Here is a 12,129-nt window from a genome sequence, read left to right as displayed (position 1 = left end):
AGATACTCAATAATTATTGCTGATTGAGACAGCATCGGGCGGCCAGTGCTTCGCCTGCGTCGAACTGGCAGGCCTTAGACCGCACGCATTAACGTCTTGTCAACAAATTTGGCCAACCCTTCCGTGTCGAGGAGAGAAGGCCATGAAAAGCTCGTCCGACCGCAAAGGTCTGTCATCGATGCACACCAGCGAAACCACCGGCACGCACCTGGCGCATTGGCCGCCGCCTCAGCGCGCCATGGAGCGCGGCAAGGACAGCAAGCCCGTCCTCGTCACGCAGGCTGCCGGCGAGCCGGCAAAGCGCGCCAGGCCGCGCGGCTGGCGTCTGAATCGTGCGATGTTCTCGGACGTCGCCGACGACGACTAGTGAAAGCTCACCACCCAAGCACCAGAGCAACCCCCAGGACGACAACGAAGGCCCAGAATGCTATTCCGATCACCAAAGATGCCAGCGCGTGGTCTTGCGGATGGCGTACGCCGATCTGTTCCAGCACCCATCGTCCCGGCGGCGCAATGACGTGTTGGACAAAGACGTCGAATATATAGGTGTCTTGGTCCACGAGCGCGCAACCCTAGCGATACGGAGGAATGGCTGGGACTCGACCGCTTATTTCTCCGGCTTCTTGCCGCCCGTCTTCAGTTCGCGATAGCGCGCGGCGCCGCCTTCCCGGATGGTCTGCTGGTTGCGCTCCAGCGCCATCGCGTCGTCTGGCACGTCGCGCGTAATCACCGAACCGGAGCCGATATAGGCGCCGTTGCCGATCGTCACGGGCGCCACCAGCGAGGAATTGGTGCCGACGAAGGCGCCCTGCCCGATGATGGTCTTGTGCTTCTTGAAGCCGTCGTAGTTGCAGGTGATGGTGCCGGCGCCGATGTTGGAATTGGCGCCGATCGTGGCATCGCCGATGTAGGAGAGATGGTTGACCTTGACGCCGGCCTCCAGTGTCGCCGCCTTGGTCTCCACGAAATTGCCGATCCGCGCGCCGTCGCCGAGCGAGGTGCCGGGCCTTAAGCGAGCATATGGTCCGATCGAGACGTTCTTGCCGAGCGTGGTCTGCACGATGTGCGAGAAGGAATGGATCACGGTGCCGTCGGCGATCGACACGCCCGGGCCGATCACCACGAACGGCTCGATCGTCACGTCCTTGCCGAACACCGTGTCGGCGGACAGGTAAACCGTCTCGGGCGCGATCAGCGTCACACCGGATTCCATCGCAGCCTTGCGCAGCCGCGCCTGCATCACGCCTTCCGCCTCGGCGAGCTGCGCCTTGGTGTTGATGCCGCGTACCTCGTCCTCGCCGGTCTCGATCACCACGGACTCCCATCCCTGTTCGCGGACGATGCCAACCGCATCCGTCAGATAATATTCGCCCTTGGAATTGGCATTGCCGATCTTGTCGAGGATCGCCAGCGCGCGGCGGCCGTCGATCGCCATGACGCCGGCGTTGCACAGATCGATCTTGCGCTCCGCTTCGCTGGCGTCGGCCTGCTCGCGGATCGCGACCAGGCGGTCGCCCTCGACGATGAAACGGCCATAGCCGGTGGGATCGGCGGCACGAAAGCCGAGCGCGGCAATCGCAGCACCTCCGGCGAGCGGCACGCGCAGCCGCGCAAAGGTCTCGGCCGAGATCAGCGGCGTGTCGCCGAACGCGATCAGCAGATCATCGACGCCGCGCGCGATGGCCTCGCGCGCCGCCAGCACCGCATGCGCGGTGCCGAGGCGCTCGCTCTGCACGAAGGTCAGCGCGTCCGGCCGGATGCGCCTCGCCTCGTCCGCGACCGCCTGGTGGTCGGGGCCGATCACGACGGCGAGCGAGGTGCCGGTTCCCTTCGGTGCTGCGGCGAGCACGTGCGCGAGCAGCGTCTGGTGCGCGACCGGATGCAGCACTTTCGGCAGTTGGGAGCGCATGCGCGTGCCTTCACCGGCGGCGAGCACGATCGTGAGGCTGGAGCGGACGGTCATCGAAATCCTGTCAGATGCGGCCGAATCAATGGGCGGCGGGGCCAGCGGCGTCATGAGCTGCCTGCCTTGCTACCCCCGCAAACGCCCGGAGTTCAAGTGCGACACGCTTTTCCTGTTAATGTTCCCTGATTGATTCGGGGAAGCTGTTCGGGGCTGGGCACTTAACGTTCATGGCAAAGGATTCCGACCCATTGGCGGACGCCTTCGGCGACAAGGAGACCGGCGGGCTGTTCTCCGGACTCTTGGCCGAGGAAAACGAGTTCGACCGCCGCACGATGTGGCGGCTGGGCTCGTGGGGCTTTGCCGCCATCGTCGCGATCACCGTCGCGGTCATGTCCAACCAGGCCCAGCTCGGCTGGCACCGCGACCAGATCGCGGCCGCCGATCTCGCGCGCCAGGCCGACCGGCTGCAGTTGCTGACCAAGGAAAGCCAGAACGAGGCCCGCCGCCTCGCCTCCGCCATCGAGACCCTGAACACCGATCGCGACCGGCTCTATTCGCGCGTCACCGTGCTGGAGCAAGGGCTCGATTCCGTCACCGGCGCCATCGCCAGGCAGGGTGCGAAGCCGCAGGACACACCGGCAGCTGATGCGCAGACACCGCCCGCGGCGCCCAGCGTCGCACCGGTCGCCTCGATGCCGGCGCCATCCACCGACAAGCCGCGCGCGTCAAAGGACCAGGCGAAGGAACCGGCAAAGGACGCTGTGAAGGATTCGGCCAAGGAGCCGTCGGGCCCGCCGCCGCAAACCGCTTCCGCCGCTTCGCTCGTATCGCAGGCGCCGGCAACGACGTCGGCGCTGCCGATGCTGCCGCTGGTGCCGTCCAAGTCGATGATGGCGCCGCCTGATCCCGCCGCGTCCAGACTGGTTCAGCCCGAGACAACCGAGAAGTCGACCGAGAAGAAGCCCGAGCCGGCGCCCACCCCGACCGAAGTCGCGGCAGCAGCAGCCAAGCCGCCCGAAGCCGCCGAGACCGAGTCTCCGGCGATCGCCGTCCAGCAGACGCGCTTTGCGATCGATCTCGGCGGCGCCAATTCGATCGACGGCCTGCGTGCGCTGTGGCGCGGCCTGAGCAAATCGAATCCGGAGATTGCCGCGCTGCGGCCGATCATCATGATCAAGGAAGGCACCACCGGCCTCGGCATGCAGCTGCGCCTGGGGGCCGGCCCGCTCGTCAACGCCGCCGCGGCCGCAAAGCTCTGCGCGGGCCTTGCCGAGAACGACCGTCACTGCGAGACCACCGTATTCGACGGCCAGCGCCTGTCGCTGCGCGGCCAGGAAAAGGGACAGGAGAAGACGCAGGACAGGGTTCAGGACAAGAACGCCGAGAAGAACCCAGACTCGGCGCCGCAAGCCGAGACCGCACCGGCGCTCGCCCCCACCGCCAAACCGGACAAGCGCCGCCGCAGCTATTCTTCCAAGCGCTCATCGAAGCGCGAAGAGCCCGCGCCTGCGCCAGCGGCCCCACAGCCTGCGCCCGCAAAGCCTGAGACGGCGTCGGCGGGATCGACGTTGTCGTCGTTCTTCAGGCGGTAGCGAAGAACGGCGAGAAGGCGGAACGATCGATCGCAGACCCTCTTGGATCTCTGCGAGCTGCAATTTGCGAGTCGTCCATTTGAGAAGGAATTACCTTCAATGCGTGGCCTGAATTCTCTCATTGCCGTTGCCGGGATGGCCTTTGCCTGCAGCGCGCAAGCCGCTCCGCAAAGTTTCTACGGCAAGACGTTGAGCGTCAGCTGGAACGAAGCGAGAAGCCAGCGCGTGCAGGGCGAAGGCGCCTTCAAATCGGTCTCCATCCCGCTGTCGTTCACCGTCTATGTCAGCTCCAAAGGCCAGCTGTTCAAACGCTTGACCTCCACGACAGCGTCCGGACGTGCCTCCGGGTCGAAGGACCGCGTCGGCGACGCGGGAAGCGGCGCCGACGGCGCCGGTGCCGTGACCTTCCAGGGCAACACGCTGATCTCGACCGGCAACAATCACGGTCTCGGCCGCAGAATCCGCATCACGTTCGACGGCGGTTCGTCATGCAGCGCCGAGGTGCTGACCGGCAAGATGCTCGAGTTTGAATCCGTGTCGGCCGGGCCGGCGTCATGCTCGGTGCAAGACGGCAACGCGTTCGCCAATTAGCGTCGTTCGGATCGGCCGGCGGAAACAACGATGCGTGCGCGGCCGGCTGGACAGAAAAATCCACCTGCCCTGTTGCCCCTCCGCGCCATCCCGACCATATTGCGGCCATGACAAAAAAGCCATTCCGCCTCACGCCCTACCAGGTCCAGTTCCTGATCGTCGTCGGCTTCGCCTCCGTCGGCTATGCGCTTTACTTGCGTTATCTCGGGATCGAACTGTCGACGGTCGGGCTCGCCTGCGACGCCGGCCTGCAGACGCTGATCTGCAAGGCGCGCGCGGTCTCGACGGTGCTGTTCAAGAATTCGGTGTTCGGCATCGTCGCACTGGTGGCGGCGACGCTCAACCTGATGCGGCCGTCGATCGTGCTGCTCACCGTCGGTATCATCGCTGCCGGCCTCGGCATCGTGCTCTACAACGTGGTGCTGGCGGGCCTTGCGATCGGCCTGTTCATTCTTGGATTTGCTCGGCCCGCGCCCGCCACAGCGTGAGCGCGAACAAGAGATAGATCGCGCAGGTCCACAGCGACTGCCAGTTGTCGCGGCCCTCGTTGAAGAACACATAGACAGCCGACAGCGCCAGCACCCCGGCGAATACGGACTCCGCGATCGGACGCTGGCCGATCTGCGGCCGGTTCAGCATCAGCAGCGCAAACGGCACCACCGCCATCGTCAGCGAGGCGTAGGGGAAGTCGTGGTAGCGCGGGTCGAACACGAAGGCGAGCGCGGTCTGCGCCGCGATCACCGCTGTCACCGCCAGCGTCAAGCCGAGCACGGCGGTCAGCTTCGACCATTTGCGGCCCTCGCGCGGCCCGAGCAGATCGAGGAAGGTCGGAAGGCTGCGGCCGATCACCATAGCCTGCGCGCAGAAGATCGGCGACAGGATGCCGGCGAGCAGCAGCGCGCCCCAATGCAGCCAGCCCGCCCAGCCGTAGCTCTCATAGTACATCTTGTCGGCGCCGACCCCGAGCAGGATGCCCGCTGACGTCGCCGAGATGGCGACACCGAGCCAGGCCGAGAAGCGCGGCGTCCAGGGCCGCCGACGCAGCGTCAGGCCCGCGACCGCGAACACCAGCACGCACAGGCCCATGCCGGCGCCCATGTACCATTTCCAGTATGGAAAATTGCTGATCGGCTGGCCCGGCGGATATTTCAGGTTGCGGCGAACCGAGTCGTAGAGGCCCCAATAGCCGCCGACCGTGCCTTCCAGCTTGCGCTTCCAGGGCTGGTCGTAGGACTCGATCAGATTGACGCGGAACTTCTGCGCTTTCGCCAGGCTCAGGATTTCCGAGACGACGCGGGCCTGGTTGGCGCGCGACGGCAGCGCCCCCTCGCGCATGCGTCCCTCGCTCGGCCAGCCGGTCTCACCGATCAGGATCTCCTTGCCGGGGAAGGCCACCGCCATCCGCTCGCGGATCGCCTCGACGTGGCTTGCTGCAAATTTCGCCTTTACCGGAAAATCCTCCCAATAGGGAAGGATGTGGATCGTGACGAAATCGACGGCGTCATAGACCTCGCGATTCCGCAGCCAGAACTCCCAGACGTCGGCGTAAGTGACGGGCACGCTGACCTGCGCCTTCACCGAGCGGATGATGGAGACGAGATCCGCCGTCGTCATCTCGCCGCGCAGCAGCACCTCGTTGCCGACGATGATGCTGGTGACGACGCCGGGGAAATCCTTGGAGAGGCGGACCGCGAGCGCGGCCTGCTCAAAATTCTTGCTGCGGTTGCTGGAGAGCCAGATGCCCTGGAGCACCTTCAGCCCGCCGATCCTCGCCGCGATCGCAGGCACCTGGTCGAGCCCGTTTTCCATCGAATAGGTGCGGACGCAGTCGGTGATCTCCTTCAACTGGCGCAGATCCTGCTCGATCTGGTCGGCCTCGATATGGGTCCATGCGTTGAGCGGCGACTGCTCGCCGCGGAACGGCGCATAGGAGACGCATTGAACCTTGTCGCTGGGATCGATGGGCGCGCGCGCGAGCGTGATCGGTGTGGCAAGCCACCACCACGCGGCCGCAATCGCGCCCAGTGAGACGAGCAGAAGCGCCAGTGGCGTACGAAGTGAAATCGGTTCCATCCTCCGCGGAGCGCCGTCGATTACCTGCTCACACGCCATCTGCCAAGGGGGTAACGGGCGACCGATCCGCTCCTCCCCCAGTGAATTCGGCTGCGGCCGTTCGACCGAGGCCTAGGATCGTGACTTTGCTGGACAAAATTCGAAATACAGGTCATGGGATTTTGCGGGACTTTTCCGCCCCATTGGAGACCCATTTGGACGTCATCACCGGCGCGTCCGCGGGATCCTGACGCGCGGGCGGTCAGCGGAGATATTGGGGAATTCATGCGGCAACGGGTGCGTCAGTTACGAAATGCGGTCCTGCGGCAGTTCGCCGCCACCTTGGCCGCCTCCTCGCTGGTCATGATGGTCAGTCTCGGCGGCGCTTCCGCCCAGAGCGGTACGCCTGCCCCCGACCAGGGCAAGGCCGCCGCCCAGCCCGCCGACGCCGCCGCCAAGGACGCCGCCCAGAACCAGCGCCGCACCGACGAGTTCGCCGAAGCCGCCCAGGTCATCAACGGCCCGGCCGGCAATCCCGAATGCGTCTGGCTCGGCCGGCGCGTGGTGCGGCTGATGTGGCGTGACGACCTCGATACCGCGTTCCGCCATCTCGACCTCTACGACCGCTTCGGCTGCCCCGGCGGTCACATCCAGGCGGTCTTTCGCTGCCTGACCCGCTTCGGTGGCCAGATCGATCCCAAGGTCGCCGAGACCCTGGACAGCCGCGTGCACGCTTGCTGGATCAACCCGGCGTCCCAGCCGCAGCAGGCGGCGGCCGCAGCTTCCCAGCCGGCAGCGCCGACGTCAGGCAGCGCACAGCCGCAGCCGGCCGCCAGCCCCTCGCCCGCGGCGAGCCCGACACCGGCGCCCCCAAAATAGCCGCGATCGTTTCAGCCGCCGTTCAGGAATGATCGGCGATATCTTTGGTTGGCACTGCCGCGCGTTTGCAGAAAGACATGCCCTCATACCGTCATGAGGCCATGACAGTTGTGAAACCGCGCGGCAGAGGTATGCTCCATTTGCCGCGGACTCGGTCGGATCTCGGGGTCGGATCCGCTTCCCTGCCACCTCAGCCCCTTTTGGTTTAGCCGCGATGCGCGTTGTCGCCGCCGTTCTGCTGCTCGTGACCGCGCTCCACGCTGGGCTGTGGGGAGTCTTGCGTGACAAGGAACCCGCGCCGGACTTCAAGGGCTTGCTGCCCAGTGTCTCCTACGCGCCGTTCGAGGGCTCGGCCCACCCCGATATCGACAACATTCCGACCGTCGAGAAAATCCGCGCCGATTTGAAGACGCTGTCGACGATGACGCGCGCGATCCGCCTCTATTCGTCGACCGGCGGCGTGGAGCTGGTGCCGCCGATCGCGGCCGAGTTCGGCCTCAAGGTCACCGTCGGCGCCTGGATCGACAAGGACAAGGACCGCAACGAGCGCGAGATCAAGGCCGCGATCGAGCTTGCCCGCAAGAACAGCAACGTCAACGGCGTCGTCGTCGGCAACGAGGTGATCTATCGCGGCGAGCAGAAGGTCGAAGACCTCATCGAGATGATCAAGAAGGTCAAGGGCTCGGTGCGCGTGCCCGTCACGACCGGCGAGATCTGGAACATCTGGCGCGACAATCCTGACCTTGCCTCCAACGTCGACTTCATCGCCGCCCACGTGCTGCCCTACTGGGAAAACTTCCGCTCGGACCAGGCCGTCGACCAAGCCGTCGACCGCTACAACCTGCTGCGCAACCTGTTCCCCGGCAAGCGCATCGTGATCGCCGAGTTCGGCTGGCCGAGCCAGGGCTACAATCTGCGCAACGCCGACCCCGGCCCGTTCCAGCAGGCGCTGACCCTGCGCAATTTCGTCAGCCGCGCCGAAGGCATCGGCATGGAATACAACATCGTCGAAGCGATCGATCAGCCCTGGAAGTTCTTCGAGGGCGGCGTCGGCCCGTATTGGGGCATTCTCAACGCCAGCCGCGAGCCAAAATTCGCCTGGACCGGCCCAGTGGAGAATCCCGATTACTGGAAGCTGATGACGATCGCGCTTCTGGTGGGCGTTCTCCTGTCGCTGCCGATCCTGCGGATCGAGCAGCCGACCGCGCGACAGGCGTTCCTGCTATCGGCCACCGCCAACGGCGTCGGCGCCTGGGCCGCCACCGTGTTCGCGTTCTGGAACGGTCACTACTTCATCTTCGGCTCGGCCTTCGCGCTGACGCTCGGCATGATCCTGCTCGTTCCGCTCGTCCTCATCGCGATGGCGCGGATCGACGAGATCGCAGCGGTCGCCTTCGGCCGGCCGCCGCAGCGGCTGCTCACCAAGGACAAGCCGATCGCGAACGTGCCGGAGAATTACTGCCCGAAGGTCTCGATCCACATCCCCGCCTATTTCGAGCCGGTCGAGATGCTGAAGCAGACGCTCGATGCGCTGTCGCGGCTGAACTATCCGAACTACGAATGCGTCGTCATCATCAACAACACGCCGGATCCCGCCTTCTGGCAACCGATCCAGGATCATTGCCGCGCGCTCGGTGAACGCTTCAAGTTCATCAACGCCGAGAAGGTGCAGGGCTTCAAGGCCGGCGCGCTGCGCATCGCGATGGACCGCACCGCCGTCGATGCCGAGATCATCGGCATCCTCGATGCCGACTATGTCGTCGATCCCGACTGGCTGAAGGACCTGGTGCCGGCTTTCGCCGATCCAAGCGTCGGCCTCGTGCAGGCGCCGCAGGAGCATCGCGACGGCGATTTGTCGATCATGCACTACATCATGAACGGCGAATATGCCGGCTTCTTCGACATCGGCATGGTCCAGCGCAACGAGGTCAACGCCATCATCGTGCACGGCACGATGTGCCTGATCCGCCGCGCCGCGATGGACATGGCCGGCGGCTGGTCGAGCGACACCATCTGCGAGGACAGCGATCTCGGCCTGGCGATCCAGGAGCTCGGCTGGACCACCCATTACACCAACCACCGTTACGGCCAGGGTCTGCTCCCCGACACCTACGAGGCCTTCAAGAAGCAGCGTCACCGCTGGGCCTATGGCGGCCTGCAGATCGTCAAGAAGCACTGGCGCCACTTCCTGCCGGGCAAGAGCCGGCTGACGCCGAACCAGAAGCACGAATACGGCCTCGGCTGGCTGAACTGGCTGGGCGCCGAAAGCCTCGGCGTGGTCGTGGCGCTGCTCAATCTCATCTGGGTGCCGATCGTCGCCTTCGCCGACATCGCCATCCCCGACAAGATCCTGACGCTGCCGATCATCGGCGCCTTCATCGTCTCGCTCGCGCACTTCCTGTCGATGTATCGCGCGCGCGTCGCGATCAAACCCGGCCAGATGCTGGGCGCCATGATCGCCGCGATGAGCGTGCAGTGGACGGTGTCGCGCGCGGTGGCGCAGGGCCTCATCACCGAGCACATCGCGTTCGCGCGCACCTCCAAGGGCGGCCTGTCCAGCATGTCGATCGAGTTCCAGGCATTCTGGGAGGCCGTGATCGGCGCGCTGCTGCTGATCGGCGCCGGCGTCCTGATCGCCTCCAACAGTTTCCGGCAGATCACCGAGATCTACATCTTCGCCGGCGTCCTGGTGCTGCAGAGCCTGCCGTTCCTGGCGGCGGTGGCGATCGCCATCCTCGAGCTCAGCCGCATCAACTCGTTCCAGTTCTGGCGCGACAGCGCGATCCGCACCGCCGAGCTGATCGGCCTGCGCCCGGTCGCGCTGCCGACCCCTGTCGGCACCGTGCAGCCGGTGCCGAGCGAGGTCCGGCGCGAGGCGAAGTGACGGGGATGAGCAGTTCGGCGTGGATGACGGCCCGTCAACCGGGTTGAAAATCCGCGCTTAAGCTGCGGATAGCACGAGCGATTCCCCGCCCCTGCCGCGAGTTTCGGCAGCCGCCCCTGCTATTGACCTCAGCGCCCCATCCCCCTACACAGCGCGGGCCGAAAGCATGATCCGGAAACAGCCGGTTTTCCCCGCGACGCAAATTGAGCGCAGCGGCAAGACATGCTTCTCGAATGTCCGAAGACGATGGCGATCGATCGCAAAGCCATCAGCGGCCATGGGAGCGCGTAGCTCAGCCGGTAGAGCACGTGACTTTTAATCACGGGGTCCTGGGTTCGAGCCCCAGCGCGCTCACCAAGCCAAATCAAAGACTTAAACCAGAATATAGACGCCGGAAACGAAGCCTAAAATTCGGCGAGCACACCTGACGATCGCGCTCAATGGGTTGGTGCTGGGCATATTGATCGGTGTCGCCGCGCGCGAGCTCTGGGCGCGCCAGAACCGCGCGCGAGGCCATCAAGACATGGAGCAAATCTGCCGCGACTGGGCTGACCAGGTCGAGTTGGTCTGTTAGCAAAAAGACCCGCGCGACGTACAGCGCTGTCCGGGGACCGTCGAAGGCATAGGCGTCGGCACATCGGAGGACCGCACCACTACGGTCGTTTGGGCCGGGGTCGCACCGTCAATGGCTCTCGCCGTCGTGCGCGCGCTATCCAGCTGAGCACGGCAATTCACGTAGGAATCAGTGCCAGGCCGAGCGCCATAGCTCTGGCATTTTTGATCGTCTTTGGCATTGCGCTCCGCAATAAGCTGTTCGCCGGTGAGGCATCCGCCCAAAGACAAGCTAAGCACCAAGATCGCGACCACGCGCATTAAAACGTTCCCCCCAGCAAGTATTGCGGGCATCCAACCGCAGGGCGAAATCAACCAACATGGTAGGCCCGCCAGCGTGAACCGGCGGGCCCATGACGCGTAAAAGTTCGGCGAGAAATCGTATCGAGCCCCAGCGCGCTCACCAACTGGCCGTCAACCGAAGACCTTCAGCACCGGGGCGGGAACGAAATCCCTCAGACAGTCACGAGGGGCAGCGACTTGATCGCGTCCCATTGCTGCGCGGCCGTGGTGCCGGACCATTCGTCGCGATCGCGATTGGGCTTCCAGGCGGTTGCCGGATCGAGATTGCCCGATTTCGTGAAGAACGCGTTGGCCCCGTAGGAGGAGACCTCCGCCAGCCCGTAGCCCGAACGCCGGCAGAGCTTGGCAACCGCAGCCAGCGACGTGCCATGGTACCAGCCCGTCGGATGCTTCTCGTGGCGCACAAAGGTCGGATCGTACGGGACGGTGACCGATGCCTGTCCAAAGCTTGCATTGTATTCGATCGAAATGATCGATGGTTCGATGTCGATCAATCGCTCCAGAAACCAATAGTCGTTACCGTCGACATCGATGGAGAGAACGCCGACGCGCTCGAACCTGGTCCGGATGAAATCAAGGTTGTCCAACGAAAGAAAGGCATTCCGGATATCGATACGGCTCGGAAGCAACACCTTCGCGTCTTCGACCTGCTCGGCCGAGCCGTCGATGAGAAGACCCTGCCAATCCGGGCTGTAGGCAAAGGCCGCACAGTTGAACTTGACCGGATGAAAGCCGAACTCGATGAATGTCTTCGGCGCACCAGTCTTTGCGACGAGGTCGCGGAGGATGTTTGTCTCGTCAGCCTCGCCTCGGGCGCCACGCTTTAGCCGCATGGCGCGGTATCGAAGCCTTCGAAGCTGGGGAATGGATCTGAAGAAACTGCGCATATACCTCTATCCGATGAAACTTCAGATACAAGCAGACACACTTGAAAACAATTAGAAATTGCGCTCAATCCAGCCCCATCGAGGGCCCCTCAACTCCCGCGCGCCACGCCGTTGCCAATCAACTCCAATGGGCGCACGCTGTGCCGGCGCGTGAGACGCAGCTCAGGGAGAGAGACATGAAGGAACGGGGCCTGGACGGCCGCCACCGCGACAAGGATGGCACGATCGGCAAGAAGCACGGCAACACGCTGGTCGGCACGCTGCGCAAGATCTACGGCAAGGGGTTTGCAGCCGGGTATCCGGATGCGAAACAGCTCAGTGAAGTCCTGGCTCAATTGAACGAGACGTCGCTCAGCCAGTTGCGCCGCGATCACGACACAGGGCATCTGGGGCGCAAGATCGATCAAGCCTCAAAGTGAGCCG

The 12,129-nt window shown here is 64.5% G+C and carries 10 protein-coding genes and 1 tRNA gene; 8 read left to right on the top strand and 3 right to left on the bottom strand.

Annotated elements, in window-relative coordinates; translation table 11 throughout:
- The first annotated feature begins 142 nt into the window (after positions 1 to 142).
- Positions 143 to 367 carry a hypothetical protein gene (locus F8237_RS32340; protein WP_151650128.1) on the top strand — a complete coding sequence of 75 codons (225 nt, stop codon included), beginning with the start codon at positions 143 to 145 and terminating at the stop codon, positions 365 to 367.
- Between the two features lie 240 nt (positions 368 to 607).
- Here F8237_RS32340 and glmU read toward each other — a convergent pair whose 3' ends face one another.
- On the bottom strand, positions 608 to 1,963 hold the full coding sequence (gene glmU / locus F8237_RS32335) for a bifunctional UDP-N-acetylglucosamine diphosphorylase/glucosamine-1-phosphate N-acetyltransferase GlmU (protein WP_151650127.1): 1,356 nt from the start codon (positions 1,961 to 1,963) through the stop codon (positions 608 to 610).
- Between the two features lie 170 nt (positions 1,964 to 2,133).
- On the opposite strand from glmU, the gene F8237_RS32330 reads away from it, so the two are divergent.
- The 3 genes from F8237_RS32330 to F8237_RS32320 all read left to right on the top strand — a co-directional run bounded on the left by F8237_RS32330 (position 2,134) and on the right by F8237_RS32320 (position 4,577).
- Positions 2,134 to 3,498, top strand: a complete 1,365-nt coding sequence (locus F8237_RS32330; protein WP_151650126.1) for a hypothetical protein — start codon at positions 2,134 to 2,136, stop codon at positions 3,496 to 3,498.
- 42 nt (positions 3,499 to 3,540) lie between these two features.
- On the top strand, positions 3,541 to 4,089 hold the full coding sequence (locus tag F8237_RS32325) for a hypothetical protein (RefSeq protein WP_151650125.1): 549 nt from the start codon (positions 3,541 to 3,543) through the stop codon (positions 4,087 to 4,089).
- A 107-nt stretch (positions 4,090 to 4,196) separates the two neighbouring features.
- Complete coding sequence (locus F8237_RS32320; RefSeq protein WP_151650124.1) at positions 4,197 to 4,577, top strand: hypothetical protein; 381 nt, start codon at positions 4,197 to 4,199, stop codon at positions 4,575 to 4,577.
- On the opposite strand, the gene F8237_RS32315 is transcribed toward F8237_RS32320, so the two are convergent.
- A complete protein-coding gene (locus F8237_RS32315; RefSeq protein ID WP_244626032.1) occupies positions 4,537 to 6,162 on the bottom strand; it encodes a glycoside hydrolase family 17 protein in 1,626 nt (541 codons plus the stop codon). The genes F8237_RS32320 and F8237_RS32315 overlap by 41 nt on opposite strands.
- 264 nt (positions 6,163 to 6,426) lie before the next feature.
- Between F8237_RS32315 and F8237_RS32310 the strand changes: the two genes are divergently transcribed.
- The 3 genes from F8237_RS32310 (at position 6,427) to F8237_RS32300 (ending at position 10,261) form a co-directional block, all read left to right on the top strand.
- The gene (locus F8237_RS32310) at positions 6,427 to 7,020 is read left to right on the top strand and encodes a beta-1-3, beta-1-6-glucan biosynthesis protein (protein WP_151650122.1); all 594 of its coding nucleotides are present in this window, start codon (positions 6,427 to 6,429) and stop codon (positions 7,018 to 7,020) included.
- 214 nt (positions 7,021 to 7,234) lie between these two features.
- On the top strand, positions 7,235 to 9,904 hold the full coding sequence (locus F8237_RS32305; protein WP_151650121.1) for a glycosyltransferase: 2,670 nt from the start codon (positions 7,235 to 7,237) through the stop codon (positions 9,902 to 9,904).
- A 281-nt stretch (positions 9,905 to 10,185) separates the two neighbouring features.
- Positions 10,186 to 10,261 (top strand) — tRNA-Lys (locus F8237_RS32300).
- Positions 10,262 to 10,971: 710 nt separating this feature from the next.
- Here the strand turns inward: F8237_RS32300 and F8237_RS32290 are convergent.
- Positions 10,972 to 11,652 carry a hypothetical protein gene (locus tag F8237_RS32290; protein ID WP_151650119.1) on the bottom strand — a complete coding sequence of 227 codons (681 nt, stop codon included), beginning with the start codon at positions 11,650 to 11,652 and terminating at the stop codon, positions 10,972 to 10,974.
- A gap of 230 nt (positions 11,653 to 11,882) precedes the next feature.
- Here F8237_RS32290 and F8237_RS32285 point away from each other — a divergent pair, with 230 nt between their 5' ends.
- A complete protein-coding gene (locus tag F8237_RS32285; protein WP_151650118.1) occupies positions 11,883 to 12,125 on the top strand; it encodes a hypothetical protein in 243 nt (80 codons plus the stop codon).
- Positions 12,126 to 12,129 lie beyond the last annotated feature (4 nt).

This window comes from Bradyrhizobium betae, from assembly GCF_008932115.1.
GTDB classification, from domain to species: domain Bacteria; phylum Pseudomonadota; class Alphaproteobacteria; order Rhizobiales; family Xanthobacteraceae; genus Bradyrhizobium; species Bradyrhizobium betae.
The sequence above is the reverse complement of the archived record's forward strand: the minus strand, read 5'-3'. Positions and strand labels throughout refer to the sequence as shown.